This window comes from Bradyrhizobium zhanjiangense (assembly GCF_004114935.1).
Classification (GTDB): domain Bacteria; phylum Pseudomonadota; class Alphaproteobacteria; order Rhizobiales; family Xanthobacteraceae; genus Bradyrhizobium; species Bradyrhizobium zhanjiangense.
The window spans coordinates 1,610,113-1,629,464 of record NZ_CP022221.1 but is presented as its reverse complement, the minus strand read 5'-3'; the positions used below and the strand labels follow the sequence as shown (position 1 = coordinate 1,629,464).

Genomic DNA, 19,352 nt, shown 5'->3' with positions numbered 1-19,352 from the left:
ATGACCTCCGCTGTCACCACCTGCCCCGTCACCATCCGCATCCAGGAGGATGATTTCGACATTGGGCGCGAGATCGCGATCCTGACCAAGAGCCGTTCCGACATCGGCGCGGTCGTGAGCTTCTCCGGCATCTGCCGCGCCGACGAGGACAGCGCGAAGATCGCAGCGCTCACGCTCGAACATTATCCGGGCATGGCGGAAGAAGAGATCAAGCGTCGCGTCGACGAGGCGATTTCGCGCTGGCCGCTGAACGGCGTCACGGTGATCCACCGCGTCGGCCGCCTCATGCCCGGCCAGAACATCGTGCTGGTGCTGACTGCTTCGCAACACCGCCAGGCCGCGTTCCAGGCGGCCGAGTTCCTGATGGATTATCTCAAGACGAGCGCGCCGTTCTGGAAGAAGGAAGAGAGCGAAGCCGGCGCCGGCTGGGTCGAGGCCCAGGCCCGTGACGACGAAGCCGCCGCGCGCTGGACCCGATCCTGATGGCAAGAGCAACCAAAAAGACCGCGCGCGGCCGCGCCGCGCCAAGACTTGCGAAGGTCGGCCCGGGTGAGCTTCTCACGCTGCTCGATTTCGTCCGCTATGCGGTGAGCCGCTTTGTCGAAGCCGAGCTCGCCATTGCTCACGGCACGACCGATCCGGTTGCCGAGGCAGCCTTCCTGGTCAGCGAGGCGCTGCATCTCAATCCCGAACAGTTCGAGATTTTTGCCAACGCGCGCGTCACAGTCGCCGAGGGCAAGACCATCCTCGATCTCATCCATCGGCGCGTCACCACGCGCAAACCGGCCGCCTATCTCGTCAACAAGATCTACATGCGCGGCCTTCCCTTCTATGTCGACGAGCGCGTCATCGTTCCGCGCTCCTTCATCGGCGAGCTGCTGGATTCGCATTTCGGCAGCGACGGCGCTGCCGGATCGCTGATCGATGATCCCTCCGCCGTCGAGCGCGTGCTCGATCTCTGCACGGGATCGGGATGCCTCGCCATCCTCGCCGCGCATCATTTTCCGAATGCTGCGGTCGATGCCGTCGACATCTCCAAGGGCGCGATCGAGGTCGCCACGCGGAATGTCGGCGAATATGGGCTGGAGGACCGGATCAGCCTGTATCGCGGCGACCTGTTCGCCCCGCTCGGCGATGCACGCTACGACCTGATCATCACCAATCCGCCCTATGTCGATGCCGAAGGCATGGCCGCGCTGCCGCCGGAGTGCCGGGCCGAACCAAAACTCGCCTTCGACGGCGGCGCCGACGGCCTCGACGTGGTGCGCCGCATCCTGCGCGAGGCGCCCGATCACCTGACACCGGATGGCGGGTTGATCTGCGAGATCGGGCGCGGCCGCGAGCTGGTCGACGAGGCCTTTCCGGAACTGCCGTTGCTCTGGCTGGACACCGAAGACTCCGAGGCCGAAGTGTTCTGGATCGCAGCCGCCGATCTCGGCTGATCCTCTACGGCGGGCCCGCTCCCTCGGAACAAGTCAAATTCCGCCACGTTCATCCTCCGACGAATTTCGTGGCTCTCGGAGGATGTCCGCATGCTCGCGCCATCGGGCGAATTGCTGCGCGCCGGCGTGGCGCTCAAGCTCAACCATCTCAAGCGAGCCACGCAATCGTACTTGCGCGACCGCACCAGCCAGGCCACCGGACGCGCGACGTCCTACGCGGTTGCAGCCGGCCTGTTTGCGGTGGCCGGGCTGTTCGTCATCGCGGCCTTCTTTGTCGGTCTGGCCGCCCTGTATCGCTGGGTTGAGATCACCTACGGGCAATTCTGGGGTTTCGGTGCTGTCGGTGCAGTGCTGCTGGTGTTGGCGGCGGTCTGCGTCGGCATCGCCATGACGATGATGAAGCGGCCGGCCAAGCCGGTCGTGCCGCTTGCCAGCCGCGTGCGCGTTGCGATCACCACCCCGCGGATTCCTCGTGGAACGGTCAAGGAGGCCGTGAAGGAGGTCGCAACGACGATCCCCCTCGTGCCGCTTGCGCCCGGCGAACGCGGTCATGGCAGCAAAGCCTGGCCGAACCGCGCCAACCGTCCCGTGCAACTGGGCCTGATGCTCGCAGCCGTCGGCCTGGTTGGGCTTACGGCCGCACGCCGGCGGCGCCATAGGCACAGTCTGGAGGCGTGAGTGGTGGTACGGCGCTCCGAGCGGATGGATAACTGGTTGCTGGTGGCGGCCACGGCTGTCTTCGTGCTCACCGCCGAGCGCTACTTCCAGGACTCCGGCCTGGTCCGCTCGGGGCCCCCGCAGGACCACCGCAAAGGAGAGGCGAATTCACCGGAAACCGACCCGGCGCGCGCAGCCGTACAGCCCGGCCATGGCCGCCGCGCGAAGAGCCCTTTCACGATCCCCTGGGCTGGCTGGAAGGATATCTTCTGGCGCACCTATCAGCGCATCGACGAGGATCGCCTGCTCGCCACAGCGGGCGGCGTCGTGTTCTTCGGGCTGCTCGCGATCTTTCCGGCCGTGACCGCGCTGGTCTCGTCCTACGGGCTGTTCGCCGATCCCTCCACGATCAGCGATAACCTCCAGAAGCTGGCGATGATGCTTCCCGAAGGTACCTTCCAGATCGTCGAGGAGCAGGTCGGGCGTGTGGTGTCGAAGGGCAATACGGCGCTGGGTGCCACCTTCCTGTTCGGCCTTGTGCTTGCGATCTGGAGCGCCAATGCCGGCGTCAAGGCGATCTTCGACGCCCTCAACGTCGCCTATGAGGAGCGCGAGAAGCGCAGCTTCATCCGGCTGAACATGGTGTCGCTGGCTTTCACGGTCGGCGGCATCATGGCGCTGTTGCTGATGGTGGCTGCCGTCGTCGCCCTCCCGCTCGCGCTCAATCACCTCGGCCTGGCGCCTGAAAGCAAATTGATCGTGGCGCTGGCACGATGGCCGCTGCTGTTCCTGATCCTGCTCGTGGCGCTCGCCATCCTCTACCGCTTCGCGCCCAGCCGCGATGCACCGCGCTGGCAATGGCTGAGCCTCGGCGCGGTGACGGCGGCCATCCTCTGGATCGCCGGCTCGGCACTGCTGTCCTGGTATCTCTCGGAATTCGCCAATTACAACGCGACCTACGGCTCGCTCGGTGCGGCGATCGGCCTGATGATGTGGATGTGGGTGTCTGCGATCGTCATCATGTTCGGAGCCGAGCTGAACTCGGAGATCGAACGGCAGACCCTGCGCGACACGACCACCGGGCGGCCGAAGCCGCTCGGCAGCCGCGAAGCCGTCTCGGCCGATACGGTCGGCGCGGCCGCGCCGGCCTGAGGCCATGACAGTCCTGAACGCGCGTGCCGGAGGCTGCTATCCCCTCGAATCAACAATGATGTTAAAGTCATGCTGCTTGGGGGAGCATGAGGAGTGACGGGTCGGACGGCGGCCCGTGTTTTCCCGGGTAAGACAGTCAGCTCTTGAGAAGTAACGCGCGGCATGATTCGCATTTCGACGATCTTCATCGCCATCTGCATGGTTCTGGTCGCGGCCTCGCTCGGGCTGATGCTCTATTCGGTCGCCGGCATCAGCGGAACCGAATCCGCGATCGTGGCGCTGACCGCGCTGACCTTCCTGATCCTCTACAACGCGGTGTCGATGCGGCTGCGCGACCGCAGCGACGTCGGCGGCCAGATCGCCGACCTCTCGCGCGGCACCGCCGACCTCGCCCGTCAGGTGGCCGAGTTCGGCCGCCGGCTTGCGGCGGTCGAGGGACGCATCGCCTCGTCCAATTCGACCAACTCCGACCGCATCCACTCGGTGGTCGGCGAGATCAACGAGCTCGGCGGACTGGTCAGGCAGCTCGCGACCACCGTCTCGGCGCATGAGGACCTGCTGGCTGGCGGCGCTCCGGTATCAGCCGCAAGCCCGGTCGAGAAGCAGGATCCGGTGGCGCCGCTCGATCTGATCGCGACGATCGACGAGCGGCCGGCTGCCCCGTCACCGTTGCCCGTGGCGCCCCCGCCTCCCGCAGCGCAGCCGCGGCCCGCACAGGCGGCCCCAACCCAAGTCGCCAACGGCCGCAACCAGACCCAATTGCTGGCGACGCTGCGCAACGCGATCGACGAGAACCGCATCGACATCTTCCTCCAGCCGATGGTGACGCTACCGCAGCGCAAGGTACGGTTCTACGAGGCGGTGACGCGCCTGCGCGACGAGCGCGACCAGCTGATCGCCGCCGAGGAGTTCATCAGCATCGCGGAAGCCTCCGGGCTGATCGGGCGCATCGACAACATGGTGATGCTGCGCTGTGTGCAGGTGCTGCGGCGCCTGATGGTGCGCAACAAGGATGTCGGCGTGTTCTGCAATGTCGCGGCCTCCACGCTCGGCAATTCCACCACCTTCGCGCAATGCCTCGACTTCCTCGAAGCCAACCGGGCGCTGGCACCCTCGCTGGTGCTGGAGTTCAAGCAGTCGACCTTCCGCAACCTCGGCCCGGCCGAGACCGAGAATCTCGCCGCACTCGCCCAGCGCGGCTACCGCTTCTCGATCGACCATGTCACGGATTTGCGCATCGAGCCGCGCGAGCTCGCCGACCGCGGCGTGCGCTTCATCAAGGTGCCGGCCACGCTGCTGCTCGATCCGAAGCAGGCCTCGACCTCGGACATCCATCCGTCCGATCTCTCCGACCTGCTCGGCCGCTTCGGCATCGACCTGATCGCCGAGCGGATCGAGGGCGAGCGCGCGGTGGTCGACCTGCTCGATTATGACGTGCGGTTCGGCCAGGGCTTTCTGTTCGCACCGCCCCGGCCATTGCGGCCGGAAGGGGCATCTGCTACCGGCGGGGCCTCGCCGAACCAGGCGCAGGACATCCAGGGATCCAATGGCTCCGGCACACCCAGCTCAGGCGCAACGTCTTCAGCGCCGCCGCCACAACGCATCACCGGCAACGCGGCGCTCGCGCGCCGCATCTGATCGGCCGCGCGCATCATGACCACGTTGCATTTTGCCGAAAGCCTGCGCGAGCTCGTGGCTGGCGTTGACGTCGTGCTCAGCGACATCTGGGGCGTGGTCCATAACGGTCTCGAATCCTTCCCCGAGGCCTGCGAGGCGCTCCATACCTATCGCAGCCGCGGCGGCACGGTGATCCTGATCACCAACGCACCGCGCCCAGCCGACTCCGTGCAGCGGCAATTGCGCAAGCTCGGTGTCGCGGACGAGACCTATGACGCGATCGTCTCGTCGGGCGACCTGACGCGGCTCTATGTCGCCGAGCATCCCGGCCGCAAGATGTTCTGGCTCGGCCCCGAGCGCGACAACTCGATCTACCGTGGCCTCGATGCGACGACCGCGCCGCTGGAGGAAGCCGATTACATCGTCTGCACCGGCCTCTATGACGACGAGACCGAGACGGCGGAAGACTATCGCGGCATGATGCTGAAGGCGCGCGAGCGCAAGCTGACGCTGGTCTGCGCCAACCCCGACATCGTGGTCGAACGCGGCGACCGGCTGATCTATTGCGCCGGCGCCATCGCCGAGCTCTACCGCGAGCTCGGGGGCGAGGTGATCTTCTACGGCAAGCCGCACCGGCCGATCTATGAGCGCGCGATGGCGCTCGCCGGCGAACGCCAGGGCCACCAAATTGATCGCAAAAAGGTCTTGGCGATCGGCGATTCCGTCCGCACCGATCTCACCGGCGCGCGCGAGTTCGGCATCGACTGCCTGTTCGTCACCCGCGGCATCCATGCCGAGGAGTTCGAGGGTCTCGATCAGCTCGATCCGGCATCCGTGATGGAATTGTTCGGCCATCCGCCGAAGGCGCTGATGCGCGAATTGAAGTGGTGATGGCGTACTACGACACGACGCGAGCTTGGACGAATTGCAGGGCTCCAGACCTCGTCATGGCCGGGCTTGACCCGGCCATGACGGCCGTCCTTCGCATGTCCAAGAACGTGGATGCCCGGGACAAGCCCGGGCATGACGATCTCAATGGATGACTGTTTTCAGGCCAGGCGCCCTTACGCGCTCGCCATGTCCGGGAAGACCGCCTCGATCTTGGTCTTCAGCGTCGCCGCGTTGAACGGCTTGACGATGTAGTTGTTCACGCCGGCCTTCTTGGCCGCGATCACGTTCTCGGTCTTGGACTCGGCCGTAATCATGATGAAGGGCGTGGTGGCGAGGTTCGGATCCGCGCGCACTTCACGCAGGAGGTCGTAACCCGTCATCGGCTCCATGTTCCAGTCGGAGATCACGAGCCCGTACTTCTTGCCGCGCATCTTGTTCAGCGCCGCCGAACCGTCGCTGGCATCATCGATGTTCTCGAAGCCAAGCTGCTTCAGCAGATTCCTGATGATACGGATCATGGTGCTGTAGTCGTCCACCACCAGAACCGGCATCGACAAATCAACCGCCATCTCGACTCCCCCAAACGCAAACCCAGGAATATTACGATCGGACCTGCCAGGCCCGAAGCCCGGCAGTTCCACGCTCAAGGACTAGCATCAAGGCGTTAAACAGCGCGTTAACTGCGGACGCCTCCAAAGGACTGAAATCGTGTTCAATCTCCCGGCTCCCCCCGCTTGACTTCGTCAGGCCGGTCGAGCCACGGTCCCGACCGGTCCTGCCGCTTCGAGAATTCCCCTGATGGCTCCGCATTTTACCGTCATCCGCGACACCACGCCGGACTCTGCGATTCCGAGGGGCGCCGTGGTCGCCATGGGCAATTTCGACGGCGTTCATCTCGGTCACCGCGCCGTGATTGCGGCCGCCCTGGAAATGGGCCGGGCGCATGGCCGCCCTGCGCTAGCATTGACCTTCGAACCGCATCCGCGACGGTTTTTCAGCCCCAACACCCCGCAATTCCGCTTGACGGACGAGCCGGCCAAGCTGCGGCTTTTGGCCGGCACCGGCCTTGCCGGCGCCGTGGTCATGACTTTCGACAAGGCGCGCGCCGGAACCAGCGCGCAAGACTTCATTCACCATGACCTGATCGGACGCCTCGGCGTCAGCGGCATCGCCGTCGGTTACGACTTCCATTTCGGCAAAGGTCGCGTCGGCTCGCCGAGCCTGCTGGTCAACGAGGCGCCCAGGCTCGGCATCGAGGTCGACGTGCAGCCCCATGTCGATATCGACGAGCGGCCAGTCTCCTCCAGCGCGATCCGGATCGCCCTCGCCGAGGGCCAGGTGGACGAAGCCACCAGCATGCTGGGAGCCCCCTGGTTCATCACCGGCGAGGTGATCCACGGTGAGAAGCGCGGCCGCGACCTTGGCTATCCCACCGCCAACATCCGTCTGGACGCCAATTGCGGCCTGAAGCACGGCATCTACGCCGTGCGGGTCGGCCGCGGCGGCGAGCGCCTCGACGGCGTGGCAAGCTTCGGTCGCCGCCCGACTTTCGACAATGGCGCGCCGCTGCTGGAAATCTTCCTGTTCGACTTCAAGGGCGATCTCTACGGGCAGGCGCTCGACTGCGCCTTCGTCGGCTTCATCCGCGAAGAGCTGAAATTCGACAGCCTGGAGGCCCTGATCCGCCAGATGGACGACGATTCCGCCCGCGCCCGCGCCATGCTGGCCGCCGCCCCGGACGCGTTTCCGAAGCTTGGCGCGATCGATTGAGCCGGAAACCGGGCCACCCGAACCTTTGCGCTTCCCCCGCCCGGCTGCTATGGAGAGCCCATGTTTGCGCGGCGCATCATAGCGATTAGCGGCCCGGCTTCCGCCTGAGCCTTCGGCTCGGCGCAAGACCGGGATGTTGTCGTTTCACCCCCGCGATTCCTTATCGCTATCCGTTTTCCGCGCCCCTTCCGAGCCAGTCAGCCTCATGTCCGAAAAGCCGCAGAAGTCCCAAAAGTCTGAAGTCAAAGACTATTCGAAAACCCTATTCCTGCCGCAGACCGAATTCCCGATGCGCGCCGGCCTGCCGCAGCGCGAGCCGGAGATCCTCAAGCGCTGGTACGAGATCGGCCTCTACGAGAAGCTGCGCGAGAGCGCCAAGGGTCGCGCCAAATTCGTCCTGCATGACGGCCCGCCCTACGCCAACGGCAACATCCATATCGGCACGGCGCTGAACAAGATCCTGAAGGATCTCGTCACCAAGAGCCAGCAGATGCTCGGCTTCGATTCCAACTACGTGCCGGGCTGGGACTGCCACGGCCTGCCGATCGAGTGGAAGGTCGAGGAAGAGCACTATCGCAAGAAGGGCAAGCAGAAGCCCGACTTCCGCGACAGTGCCGCGATGATCGATTTCCGCAAGGAATGCCGCGCCTATGCCACGCACTGGCTCGGCGTGCAGCGCGAGGAGTTCAAGCGCCTTGGCGTGATCGGCGACTGGGACCATCCCTACGCCACCATGAGCTTTCCGGCCGAAGCCCAGATCGCGCGCGAGCTGATGAAGTTCGCCGCCAACGGCACGCTCTATCGCGGCTCCAAGCCGGTGATGTGGAGCGTGGTCGAGAAGACCGCGCTGGCCGAAGCCGAGGTCGAATACGAGGACTACACCTCCGATACGGTGTGGGTGAAATTCCCGGTCACCTCGCCCGCGCACGGCGCGCTTGCCTCCGCAAGCGTGGTGATCTGGACCACCACGCCCTGGACTCTGCCCGGCAACCGCGCGATCTCGTTCTCGCCGAAGATCGGCTATGGCCTGTACAAGGTGACGGACGCGCCCGCCGACAATTGGGCCAAGACCGGCGATCTCCTCATCCTCGCCGACGCGCTCGCTGAAGAAGTCTTCAAGCAGGCGCGCGTGACAGCCTATGAGAAGGTCCGCGACGTCCCCGGCGACACCATGGACGCGATCGAATGCGCCCATCCGCTGAAGGGCCTCGCCGGCGGCTACGACTTCATCGTCCCGCTACTGCCCGGTGATCATGTCACCGATGACACCGGCACCGGCTTCGTGCACACGGCGCCCGGCCATGGCCGCGAGGACTTTGACGCGTGGATGGCGCAGGCGCGCGATCTCGATGCGCGCGGCATCAACACGGCGATCCCCTATACCGTCGATGAGAACGGCGCCTACACCGATCATGCGCCGGGGTTTGCCGGCAAGCGGGTCATCAACGACAAGGGCGAGAAGGGCGACGCCAACGAGGCCGTGATCAAGGCGCTCGTCGAAAGAGGCATGCTGCTCGCGCGCGGTCGGCTGAAGCATCAATATCCGCACTCCTGGCGTTCCAAGAAGCCGGTGATCTTCCGCAACACGCCGCAATGGTTCATCGCGATGGACAAGGACGTTGCCGCTGACGGCAAGACGAAGTCCGGCGACACGCTCCGCGCGCGCGCGCTGCACGCGATCTCGGTGACGCAATGGGTGCCGCCGTCGGGCGAGAACCGCATCAACGGCATGATCGAGGCCCGGCCGGACTGGGTGATCTCGCGCCAACGCGCCTGGGGCGTGCCGATTGCCGTGTTCGTGCGCGAGAAGGGCGACGGCTCCGCCGAGATCCTCCAGGACGAGGCCGTCAATACGCGCATTGGGGAAGCTTTCGAGCAGGAAGGCGCGGACGCCTGGTATGCGAAGGGAGCGCGCGAGCGCTTTCTCGGCCCGCGCGCGAGCGAGGACTGGCAGAAGGTCGACGACATCCTCGACGTCTGGTTCGATTCCGGCTCGACGCACGCCTTCGTGCTCGAAGACCCCGTGCATTTCCCGGGCCTCGCCGGTATCAAGCGCAAGGTCGATGGCGGCACCGACACGGTGATGTATCTCGAAGGCTCGGACCAGCATCGTGGCTGGTTCCACTCATCGCTGCTGGAGAGCTGCGGCACGCGCGGTCGGGCTCCTTACGACATCGTGCTGACCCACGGCTTCACCCAGGCCGAGGACGGCCGCAAGATGTCGAAGTCGCTCGGCAACACCATCGAGCCGCAGGCCGTCATCAAGGAATCCGGCGCCGACATCCTGAGACTTTGGGTTGCGTCCTGCGACTACACCGACGACCAGCGCATCGGCCCCGAGATCCTGAAGAACACCGTCGAGACCTATCGCAAGCTGCGCAACACCGTGCGCTGGATGCTGGGTACGCTGCATCACTATAAGCCGGCCGACGCGATCGCCTCTGCCGACATGCCCGAGCTTGAGCGGCTGATGCTGCACGAGCTCGCGATCCGCGCTGCCGCCATCGACAAGGCCTATCGGGAGTTCGACTTCAAGAGCGTGGTGGCTATTCTGTCCGCCTTCCTCAACAGCGAGCTGTCAGCCTTCTACTTCGACATCCGCAAGGACACGCTCTATTGCGATCCGCCCTCTTCGCTGACGCGCAAGGCGGCGCTGACCACCATCGACCTGTTGTGCGCCTCGATCCTGAAATGGCTGGCGCCGATCCTCAGCTTCACCGCGGAGGAAGGCTGGCGCATGTACCGGCCCGACGCCGAGCCGTCCGTGCATCTGACGCTGTTTCCGAACGATCTCGAAAGCTTGCGCGACGACAAGCTCGCGGCGAAGTGGGAGACGATCCGCAACGTGCGCCGCGTCGTCACCGGCGCGCTCGAGCTCGAACGCGCCGCCAAGAATATCGGCTCGTCGCTGGAGGCCTCGCCGGTGATCTATGTCGCCGACCGGGTCATGCTGGCGACGCTGTTCGACGTCGATCTCGCCGAAGTCTGCATCACTTCGAACTACGAGGTGCGTGAGGGCGAGGCGCCGGCTTCCGCGTTCCGCCTCGATGCCGTGCCCGGCGTCGCGGTCGTCGTCGAGAAGGCGGTCGGCACCAAATGCGCCCGCTCCTGGAAGATCTCACCGACGGTGGGCGAAGACCCCGAATACCCCGACGTCACCCCGCGCGACGCTCAGGCACTGCGCGAATGGAAGGCGCTGGGGGTCAGCGTTTAAGTTTCAACCCGTCGTGCTGGCCCAGTGCGCAATTGCGCACGGGGGCCAGGACCCATTACCACCGCGGCTAATTGCAGCGAAGGCTGATGACTACGAGTCTTTCAAACAATCACCGCCTGGGGTTATGGGTCCTGGCCTTCGCCAGGACGACGACGGCAGAGACTGCGGCGGCTGTCTGCCCATGACCCCGCTCCGCGCCGGCATCACCTCCGCCCTGGTCACCCTCGTCCTCGACCAGGCCTCCAAACTTTGGTTGCTGAACGTGTTCGACCTCGCTCATCGCGACGTGGTGCGGGTGACACCGTTCTTCGATCTGGTGCTGGCGTGGAACATCGGCATCAGCTTCGGCTGGCTCCAGAACGACGGCCAGGCGGCGCAGCTCGCGCTGATGGCCGTCAAAGCTATCGCGGTAGTCGCGCTGGCGATCTGGATGGCCCGCTCCCACACCCTTCTCGCGACCATCGCGCTGGGCTTGATCATCGGGGGCGCCATCGGCAATGGCATCGACCGCCTGGCCTATGGTGCGGTGGTGGATTTCGCCCTGTTTCACATCGAAATCGGCGGACATACCTATAATTGGTACGTGTTTAACCTCGCCGACGTGGCCATCGTTGCTGGGGTGGCGGCGCTATTGTATGATTCCTTCCTGGGGGTACCCGCCGCAAAAGCGCCCTGATCCCGGCCGATACGACCGGCAGGTGGAACCCGTTTTTGCAAGGGTCAAGCCGCGTGCGAGCGGCAAACTGCCACAATTTGGAACAGGTATGGTGATGCGCAGCTCGAAGACCAGCAGTTCAATGGTTCGAGACCCCAAATGGGGGTTCTGGCGGGCATTGAAATTGTCCGCTGTCGCGCTCGGCATCGGTCTCGTCATATCGACCGGCGCTGCCCGCGCCGGTGACGACGACGAGGAAGACGACATGACCTTCGAAGAGAAGCTCATCGACAATCTGATGTCCGGCCTCGGCGCCAAGAGCATGGAGAAGCCCGGCATCGAGTACCGCGAGCGTTCGCCGCTGGTCGTGCCGCCCAAGCTCGACCTGCCGCCGCCGGCCGCCACCCAGGCCACGAATGCGCCGAACTGGCCGAAGGACCCCGACGAGAAGCGCCGCAAGGAAGCGATTGCCGCGCGCAAGAAAGCCACCAAGGCGACGGAGAACTGGCAGGCCGCCCGGCCCCTGACCCCTGCTGAGATGAAGGCGGGTGAGGTCGCCGCGGCCCCCCGCACCAGCAATGATCCCATACAGCCGGGAGCCAACGGCAACCCGTCGCTCAGCCCCGCCGAACTCGGATACACTGGTGGTCTGTGGAACATGATGAAGGGCGGCAACAGCTCCGAAGAAAAGAAATTCGTTAGCGAGCCGCCGCGCCAATCGCTGGTCGAGCCCCCGCCTGGGTATCAGACGCCGTCGCCGAACTACGCCTATGGCGCCGGGCCTGACAAGTCGCGACGGACCTATTTCGACATCATGTCCGGCAAGGAGAAGGAACAATAACGTTCCTGTCGCGCCGCGACATCCTGACAGAACCGCACCCTGCGCCGGCGGCTCGTGCACGCCGGACGCGGTTCCAAAATTGCTTATCAGTAACTTGCCTCCGCGTTGAGTTCTCTGCTTCGTGACGCGAAGCCTCAGCCGCACGGTGTACCATGCCGTGCTTCCGAGCCGGACATCCGGATCTCGGCCTTTCACTAGGGATCATGATGTCCTCTTACCGATCGGCTGCCTGCCTCCTTGCCGCGCTGCTTTCGACGAGTGTCCTGACGGCCGGCGCGTCCCTCGCCCAGACCACGGTAACATCGGCCCCGCCCGCCAGCTTCACGCTCAGCAACGGCATGCAGGTCGTGGTGATCCCGGATCACCGCACGCCCGTGATCACGGAGATGATCTGGTACAAGGTCGGCTCGGCCGACGAGACGCCAGGCAAATCCGGCCTCGCGCATTTCCTCGAGCACCTGATGTTCAAGGGCACCTCGAAGCATCCGGTCGGCGAATTCTCGCAGACCGTGCTCCGCGTCGGTGGCAACGAGAACGCCTCGACCTCGGTCGACTACACCAACTACTACCAGCGCGTTCCGCGCGAGCAGTTGCCGACCATGATGGAGTTCGAGGCCGACCGCATGACCGGCCTCATCCTCAAGGACGAGAACGTGCTGCCCGAGCGCGACGTCGTGCTCGAAGAGTACAACATGCGCGTCGCCAACAATCCGGACGCGCGGCTGAACGAGCAGATCATGGCCGCGCTCTATCTCAACCACCCGTACGGCCGGCCGGTGATCGGCTGGCACCAGGAGATCGAGAAGCTCGATCGCGAGGATGCGCTCGCCTTCTACCGCCGCTTCTACGCGCCGAACAACGCGATCCTGGTGATCGCCGGCGACGTCGACGCCGCTGAAATCCGCCCGCTGGTCGAGCGCAATTTCGCCGCCATCCCGGCGCAGCCCGCCATCCCGGCGCGGCGCATTCGTCCGCAGGAGCCGGAGCCGGCCGCACCGCGCACCGTCACGCTGGCCGACCCGCGGGTCGAGCAGCCGAACATGCGGCGCTATTATCTCGTGCCCTCGGCGACCACCGCTGCGGCCGGCGAGAGCGCGGCTCTCGACGTGCTCGCGCAGCTGATGGGCAGCGGCAGCAATTCCTATCTCTACCGCGCCCTCGTCGTCGACAAGCCGCTCGCGGTCTCCGCCAACGCCAGCTATTCGAGCATCTCGCTCGACCCGACCCAGTTCGCGATCTCGGCCGCACCGAAACCCGGCGTCAGCTTTGCAGAGGTCGAGCAGGCGGTCGATGGCGTCATCGCCAATGTCGCGCAGAACCCGATCCGCGCCGAGGATCTGGAGCGGGTCAAGACCCAGCTCATTGCGGAAGCGATCTACGCCCAGGACAACCAGGCGGTGCTGGCGCGTTGGTATGGCGGCGCGCTGACCACGGGCCTATCGATCGAGGACATCAGGAGCTGGCCCGACCGCATCCGCGCAGTCACTGCCGAGCAGGTTCGCGCCGTTGCGCAGAAATGGCTCGAAAAGAAGCGCTCGGTGACGGGCTATCTGATCAAGGACACCGCCACCGCCAAGCGCGAGGAGAAGCGTTCGTGACCTATCCCTTCCTTCGCGCGCATCATTTCGCGCTGTCCTTCGTTACCGGCGCGGCCCTCGCACTGGCCGCGGTCTCGCCGTCGCATGCAGCCGCAAAGATCCAGCATCTGACCTCTCCGGGCGGCATCGAAGCCTGGTTCGTGCAGGACGCAACCGTGCCGCTGATCGCCATGGAATATTCCTTCGCCGGCGGCTCGGCGCAGGATCCCAAGGACAAATCGGGCGTCGCCAACCTCGTCGGCGACCTTCTCGACGAGGGCTCCGGCGATCTCGACTCCAAGACGTTCCATGAACGGCTCGACCGCCGCGCCATCGAGCTCTCCTTCAATGCCACACGCGATACTTTCCGCGGCAGCCTGCGCATGTTGCGCGACAATAAGGACGAGGCCTTCGATCTGCTCAGGATGGCGCTGACCTCGCCGCATTTCGACACCGCCGACGTCGAGCGCATCCGCTCGCAGGTCATCTCGGGACTGCGCCGCGAGACCACCAATCCGACATCGCTGGCGAGCCGCAAATTCCTCGAGGTCGCCTTCGGCGATCACCCCTACGGCCGGCAGACCAACGGCAACCTCAACAGCGTGCCGACCATCACGGTCGCCGACTTGAAGGATTATGTCGGCCGCGTGCTCGCCAAGGATGGGCTGAAGATCGCGGTCGTCGGCGACGTCGATCCGGCCACGCTCGGCAAGCTGCTCGACCACACCTTTGGTAGCCTCCCCGCCAAGGCCAACCTCACGCCGGTCCCCGACGTCGATGCCGCAAAGCCGCCGCAGCGCGCCTTCGTGACGCTCGACGTGCCGCAGACCGTGATCACCTTCGGTGGCCCCGGGGTGAAGCGCAGCGATCCCAACTTCATGGCCGCCTACGTCGTCAATCACATCCTTGGCGGCGGTGGATTGTCCTCCCGGCTCTATCGCGAGGTCCGCGAGAAGCGCGGGCTGGCCTATTCCGTGTACGAATCGCTGCTCTGGATGGAGCACTCGGCGCTGTTCACCGGCAATACCGGCACGCGCGCCGACCGCGCCGGCGACACCATCGACGCCATCGAGAAGGAGGTCCGCCGCATCGCCGAGGAGGGCCCGACACAGAAGGAGCTCGATGAGGCCAAGTCCTACCTCAAGGGCTCGCAGATGCTGGCGCTCGACACCTCCTCCAAGCTGGCGCAGGCGCTGTTGCAGTATCAGCAGGACAAGCTGCCGATCGACTATATCGAGAAGCGTAACGCCATCGTCGATGCGGTGACGCTGGACGACGCCAAGGCTGCCGCGAAGCGCCTGTGGGGCGAGGGCCTCCTCACCGTCGTCGTCGGCCGCGCCCCCCAGGCCGCTGCGCAGCCGGTGGCGGTACCGGCGACGAAGTCGAACTGATCGGATAAAACGTCTCCTGGAATGGCCGCTCGCCGTCTCCGCCTGCGGCTTCGCCGGCCCAGCACTCAAAGTCCGGCGAAGCCATAGCGGAGCCGGGTCCCGGCCATTTGCGTTTCCACGATGCACCATTGCCGAACGTAGATGTTCGCGATATGTCCGGACATCACGAATGGTGCCATCATGCTGCGGATATCCCGCGATCTCGTCATCGACGAGGACGACATCGAGATCGGCTTTGTCCGCGCCTCCGGGCCTGGCGGACAGAACGTCAACAAGGTCGCGACTTCAGCGCAACTGCGCTTCGACACGCGCAAGCTGACCCTGCCGGAGGATGCCGCCATCCGGCTTGCCCGCATCGCCGGACAGCGCATGACCAAGGACGGCGTGATCGTGATCCACGCCCAGCGCTTCCGCACCCAGGAGCGCAATCGGCAGGATGCCATCGACCGGCTGGTCGAAATGTTGCGCGAGGCGATGGTACGCCCGATCCCGCGGCGCGCGACACGGCCGACCTTCGCGTCCAAGCAGCGCCGGCTCGAAGGCAAGAAGCGGCGTAGCGACATCAAGGCCGGACGCGGCGGCCGCTTCGACGATTGATCAAGCAAAAACCTTCGGTCGCAGAGCGACCGAAGGTTTGCCGGTTCGTAAGCTGGCGTCAGTAGCGCTTGCCGGTCGCAGCACCGCCCGTAGCCGCATCGTCGGCCGTGCCCTTACGTGTCGCGCTGCCAGTGGTTCCGGCGGTACCTTTACCCTTGGTCGACTTCACGCCGACCTTCTCGCCGGCAGCCCCCTGCTGCGCGCCGACATCATCATCCTCGCTGCCCACCGTGCCGCCCTGCATGGGTTTGCTTTGCACGGTGCCTCCGGGCTTCACGCCAGATGACGTACCTTGCGCGAGAACAGGCGTCGCAATGAGGGCCGAGAGAGCGCATGCGATTGCAGAGGTCTTCACCAACTTCATCCATTTCTCCTGGATTTTTTCGCGATGAACGGCACGGCAACATCCCTGCGCCGCTCGCCTGCACCGGACCAGTTCATCGCAAAGAGAGTTTGAACGGCGCGGTTGTGATGCAACCTGCGTCGTGTGGTCATCGTTTAGGGATTTCTGGGCGGTTTCGCGGAATTGTGCTCCTCATATGCGGCAGCGCGGAACACACGCCACGCGCGAGCCCCCGCTTGCAGCGAAACAGCCCGCTACTACCACTGCATCTTTGGCGCCGCCTAGAGTTTGCGCACGCTGACTTCGAAGTGGATGGGGCGAGCTCTTGGCGATGCGCGCAGTCGTGCTGGCATTGTGCACCGCGATGGTGCTGATGATGCGGGTTGCCGACGCGCAGATGCCCTTGCCGGCGGCAAGACCGCTGGATGGCGCGACACTCTTCAAACAGCAATGCGCGGTGTGCCACACCACCAACCTGTCGGAGCCGATGCGGCAGGGTCCGCCTCTGGTCAAGATCGTGGGCCGGCCCGCCGGCAAGCTCGATGGCTTTCGCTACTCGGAGAATCTCGCGAAGGCTGACTTCGCCTGGGACGAGGCAAAGCTCGACGCCTGGCTGGCCAATCCTCAAGCGGTCGTTCCCGGCGTGGTCATGGCTTACCGGCAGGCGAAGCCGGAGACGCGCGCCGCCATCATCACTTATCTCAAGGAGCAGAATTGAATGGCAAAGCCCGTCCATTCCATGATCCGCGTGCGCGACGACGCGCGATCGCTCGACTTCTACAGACGCGCCTTCGGCTTAGCAGGCTGTTGAAGAAGTCTCTGGCGGGATGGCAGTGGACGTGATTCTCTCGATAGTTGAATCGGGAGGCCATGATGCGGGGATCGGACGAGCGGTCTGGATCGCTCTTCAGTTACGTGGATCTTGAAGCGCGGGTTCGCCCGGATCACGCCTTACGGAAGATCCGGGAGATTGTGAACGCTGCGCTGGACGATCTATCGAAGGCATTTGCGGGGCTTTACACGGACTTTGGCCGACCCTCGATTGCACCGGAGAGGCTGCTTCGGGCGATGTTGTTGCAGGCGTTCTATGGCATCCGCTCGGAACGACAATTGATGGAGCGGCTGGAGTTCGACCTGTTGTTCCGCTGGTTTGTCGGTCTTGGCGTGGACGATCCGGTGTGGGACCACTCGACCTTTTCCAAGAACCGCGACCGGCTGCTAGAGGGTGAGATCGCCGCTAAGTTCCTCTCCGCGGTAATGGCTCAGCCGAAAGTGAAGCGGCTATTGTCGAGCGACCACTTCTCGGTGGACGGCACGCTGATTGAGGCGTGGGCTTCGATCAAGAGCTTCCGCAGAAGGGATGGAGGCGACAACGACAGTGGGGGGCCGGGACGTAACGCTGAGCGCAGCTTCCACAAGGAGAAGCGTTCAAACAAGACGCACCAAAGCACCACCGATCCGGAGGCTCGGCTGTACAAGAAGGGCGATGGGCAGCCGGCCAAGCTCTGCTACATGGGGCATGCTCTGATGGAAAATCGCCATGGTTTGGCGGTCGGCGGCATTGTCAGCCAGGCCACCGGTACGGCCGAACGAGAGACAGCGCTGGCGTTGATTGATAATTGCCATCCCAGAGGCCGGCGGGTCACGCTCGGCGCGGACAAGGCTTATGACGTTACGCAGTTCGTGCACGACTTGAGAGAACGATCGGTGACGCCGCACATCGCAATCGACGGACACCTCAGCAAGACAGGCGTCCCGCGCAAGACGGCGGTCGATGCCCGCTCCACCCGCCATGCCGGCTACGAGATCAGCCAACGCTGCCGCAAGCGGATTGAGGAAGTGTTCGGATGGATCAAGAGTTCCGCCGGTCTGGCCAAGGTAAAGCTGCGAGGGCGCGAGCGTGTGGACGCCGTCTTTACGTTGGCGCTTGCCGCCTACAATCTGATCCGCCTGCCCAAGCTGCTGGCGGTGCAGCTATGAGCGTGCGGGGCAAATGGCGCGTCGTGGAAACGCCCGATCACGACATGGCCGGGTCGGGCTCTTACATCCTGTTCACAAACGATGGTGGCGAGTTCGCCCTGGATTGTCTCACCGGGGCAATATACGGCCGTTGCGAAGGCGATGCCGTCGAGTTCACATGGGATGGCAACGACGAGATGGAGCCCGCAAAAGGCCGTGGTTGGGCAGAAGAGCTCGCCGATGGCTCGCTCGAAGGTAAGATATGCCTCGAAGGCGGCGACGACATTCCTTTTATCGCCCGCCGATTGGCTACTTCTTCAACAGCCTGTTAGAGGTCGCCGACCATCTGAAATTCGCGGATTTCGCCCTGATCTATCTGCGTCATCCCTCCTCACCTTTCGAGCTCGAGCTGACGGTGAATTTCGACCGCCAGGAGCCGTACCAGCTCGGCGACGGCTACGGCCATCTCGCCGTCGTGGTCGAAGACCTCGACGCCGAACATGCCCGCTTCGAGCGCGAGCAGCTCGCGCCGGGCCCCTTACGCGACTTCAAGCACGACGGCAGGACGCTGGCGCGCTTCTTCTTCGTCAACGATCCCGATGGCTACAAGATCGAAGTGATCCAACGGGGCGGCCGGTTCAATTGACCAAATCACGATAATCCAAATCACAAGAATTGAAGGAGGACATGCCATGAGAGAAGTCGACCGTCGAAGCAAGCACAGCCGCCGCGTCTTTCTCAAGGGCGCGGCAACCGCCGTACCGGTTGCGGCCGTCGCGACCAGCGTCGGTGTCAGTATCGACAATGCCTGGGCAGATGAAGCGAGCGCGCTGTCGCCCGCGACAATGAAGACACTGCTGAAGGTCGCGCGCGACATCTATCCGCACGATGTGCTCGGCGACAGCTACTACATCACCGCGATCAAGCCGTGGGATGGCAAGGCGGCCAAGGATCCCGCCGTCAAATCGCTGATCAGCGACGGCATCACGCGGCTCGACCAGAACGCGCGCGATCGCCACAAGGTGGCTTACGCCGAGGTGCCCTGGGAAGCCGACCGCGTGGTGTTGCTGAAGGAGATCGAGCAGAGCGACTTCTTCCAGAAGGTGCGCGGCGACCTCGTCGTCTCGCTCTACAACCAGAAAGAGGTCTGGCCGCGGTTCGGCTACGAGGGCTCCTCGGCCGAGCATGGCGGATACATCAACCGCGGCTTTGCCGACATTGACTGGCTGCCGAAGGCTTAACGTCA

The 19,352-nt window shown here is 64.5% G+C and carries 20 protein-coding genes and 1 pseudogene; 19 read left to right on the top strand and 2 right to left on the bottom strand.

Annotated features, from left to right (window positions below; translation table 11 throughout):
* The 6 genes from XH85_RS07755 (at position 1) to XH85_RS07730 (ending at position 5,759) form a co-directional block, all read left to right on the top strand.
* Positions 1 to 483 carry a molybdenum cofactor biosynthesis protein MoaE gene (locus XH85_RS07755; RefSeq protein WP_128931420.1) on the top strand — a complete coding sequence of 161 codons (483 nt, stop codon included), beginning with the start codon at positions 1 to 3 and terminating at the stop codon, positions 481 to 483.
* Positions 483 to 1,442, top strand: a complete 960-nt coding sequence (gene prmB / locus XH85_RS07750; protein ID WP_128931419.1) for a 50S ribosomal protein L3 N(5)-glutamine methyltransferase — start codon at positions 483 to 485, stop codon at positions 1,440 to 1,442. Before XH85_RS07755 ends, prmB begins: the two co-directional genes overlap by 1 nt.
* Positions 1,443 to 1,532: 90 nt before the next feature.
* Positions 1,533 to 2,120: a phage holin family protein gene (locus tag XH85_RS07745; protein WP_128931418.1), complete on the top strand. Its 588-nt coding sequence runs from the start codon at positions 1,533 to 1,535 to the stop codon at positions 2,118 to 2,120.
* Complete coding sequence (locus XH85_RS07740) at positions 2,121 to 3,251, top strand: YihY/virulence factor BrkB family protein (RefSeq protein WP_128931417.1); 1,131 nt, start codon at positions 2,121 to 2,123, stop codon at positions 3,249 to 3,251.
* Between the two features lie 162 nt (positions 3,252 to 3,413).
* Complete coding sequence (locus XH85_RS07735; protein WP_128931416.1) at positions 3,414 to 4,889, top strand: EAL domain-containing protein; 1,476 nt, start codon at positions 3,414 to 3,416, stop codon at positions 4,887 to 4,889.
* 15 nt (positions 4,890 to 4,904) lie between these two features.
* Positions 4,905 to 5,759: a TIGR01459 family HAD-type hydrolase gene (locus XH85_RS07730; RefSeq protein WP_128931415.1), complete on the top strand. Its 855-nt coding sequence runs from the start codon at positions 4,905 to 4,907 to the stop codon at positions 5,757 to 5,759.
* A 173-nt stretch (positions 5,760 to 5,932) separates the two neighbouring features.
* Here the strand turns inward: XH85_RS07730 and XH85_RS07720 are convergent, their stop codons facing one another.
* Positions 5,933 to 6,328 (bottom strand): response regulator, encoded by a 396-nt coding sequence (locus XH85_RS07720; protein WP_008567674.1) that lies wholly within the window; start codon positions 6,326 to 6,328, stop codon positions 5,933 to 5,935.
* Between the two features lie 229 nt (positions 6,329 to 6,557).
* Here XH85_RS07720 and XH85_RS07715 point away from each other — a divergent pair, with 229 nt between their 5' ends.
* The 7 genes from XH85_RS07715 to arfB all read left to right on the top strand — a co-directional run bounded on the left by XH85_RS07715 (position 6,558) and on the right by arfB (position 15,804).
* Entirely contained in the window at positions 6,558 to 7,529 is a 972-nt protein-coding gene (locus XH85_RS07715) for a bifunctional riboflavin kinase/FAD synthetase (protein ID WP_128931413.1), read from the top strand.
* A 205-nt stretch (positions 7,530 to 7,734) separates the two neighbouring features.
* Positions 7,735 to 10,743 carry an isoleucine--tRNA ligase gene (ileS, locus tag XH85_RS07710; protein WP_128931412.1) on the top strand — a complete coding sequence of 1,003 codons (3,009 nt, stop codon included), beginning with the start codon at positions 7,735 to 7,737 and terminating at the stop codon, positions 10,741 to 10,743.
* Between the two features lie 181 nt (positions 10,744 to 10,924).
* Complete coding sequence (gene lspA / locus XH85_RS07705) at positions 10,925 to 11,419, top strand: signal peptidase II (protein WP_164940249.1); 495 nt, start codon at positions 10,925 to 10,927, stop codon at positions 11,417 to 11,419.
* Between the two features lie 94 nt (positions 11,420 to 11,513).
* Positions 11,514 to 12,239 (top strand): hypothetical protein, encoded by a 726-nt coding sequence (locus XH85_RS07700; RefSeq protein WP_164940251.1) that lies wholly within the window; start codon positions 11,514 to 11,516, stop codon positions 12,237 to 12,239.
* Positions 12,240 to 12,442: 203 nt separating this feature from the next.
* Positions 12,443 to 13,837 (top strand): M16 family metallopeptidase, encoded by a 1,395-nt coding sequence (locus XH85_RS07695; protein WP_420837869.1) that lies wholly within the window; start codon positions 12,443 to 12,445, stop codon positions 13,835 to 13,837.
* Entirely contained in the window at positions 13,834 to 15,207 is a 1,374-nt protein-coding gene (locus XH85_RS07690) for a M16 family metallopeptidase (RefSeq protein ID WP_164940250.1), read from the top strand. Before XH85_RS07695 ends, XH85_RS07690 begins: the two co-directional genes overlap by 4 nt.
* Before the next feature lie 180 nt (positions 15,208 to 15,387).
* Positions 15,388 to 15,804 (top strand): alternative ribosome rescue aminoacyl-tRNA hydrolase ArfB, encoded by a 417-nt coding sequence (arfB, locus tag XH85_RS07685; protein WP_128931409.1) that lies wholly within the window; start codon positions 15,388 to 15,390, stop codon positions 15,802 to 15,804.
* 58 nt (positions 15,805 to 15,862) lie between these two features.
* On the opposite strand, the gene XH85_RS07680 is transcribed toward arfB, so the two are convergent.
* Positions 15,863 to 16,168 (bottom strand): hypothetical protein, encoded by a 306-nt coding sequence (locus XH85_RS07680; RefSeq protein ID WP_128931408.1) that lies wholly within the window; start codon positions 16,166 to 16,168, stop codon positions 15,863 to 15,865.
* 343 nt (positions 16,169 to 16,511) lie between these two features.
* On the opposite strand from XH85_RS07680, the gene XH85_RS07675 reads away from it, so the two are divergent.
* The 6 genes and pseudogenes from XH85_RS07675 to XH85_RS07650 all read left to right on the top strand — a co-directional run bounded on the left by XH85_RS07675 (position 16,512) and on the right by XH85_RS07650 (position 19,347).
* Positions 16,512 to 16,865 (top strand): c-type cytochrome, encoded by a 354-nt coding sequence (locus tag XH85_RS07675; protein WP_338025611.1) that lies wholly within the window; start codon positions 16,512 to 16,514, stop codon positions 16,863 to 16,865.
* Positions 16,866 to 16,946: pseudogene (locus XH85_RS07670) on the top strand (VOC family protein); the annotation flags it as partial.
* 74 nt (positions 16,947 to 17,020) lie between these two features.
* Positions 17,021 to 18,127, top strand: coding sequence for an IS5 family transposase (locus tag XH85_RS07665; protein ID WP_128937143.1), 1,107 nt, complete (start codon positions 17,021 to 17,023; stop codon positions 18,125 to 18,127).
* The gene (locus tag XH85_RS07660) at positions 18,124 to 18,438 is read left to right on the top strand and encodes a hypothetical protein (protein WP_128931407.1); all 315 of its coding nucleotides are present in this window, start codon (positions 18,124 to 18,126) and stop codon (positions 18,436 to 18,438) included. The genes XH85_RS07665 and XH85_RS07660 overlap by 4 nt, the downstream gene beginning before the upstream one ends.
* Complete coding sequence (locus XH85_RS07655) at positions 18,369 to 18,752, top strand: VOC family protein (RefSeq protein WP_245473395.1); 384 nt, start codon at positions 18,369 to 18,371, stop codon at positions 18,750 to 18,752. Before XH85_RS07660 ends, XH85_RS07655 begins: the two co-directional genes overlap by 70 nt.
* Before the next feature lie 46 nt (positions 18,753 to 18,798).
* A complete protein-coding gene (locus XH85_RS07650; RefSeq protein ID WP_128931406.1) occupies positions 18,799 to 19,347 on the top strand; it encodes a gluconate 2-dehydrogenase subunit 3 family protein in 549 nt (182 codons plus the stop codon).
* Positions 19,348 to 19,352 lie beyond the last annotated feature (5 nt).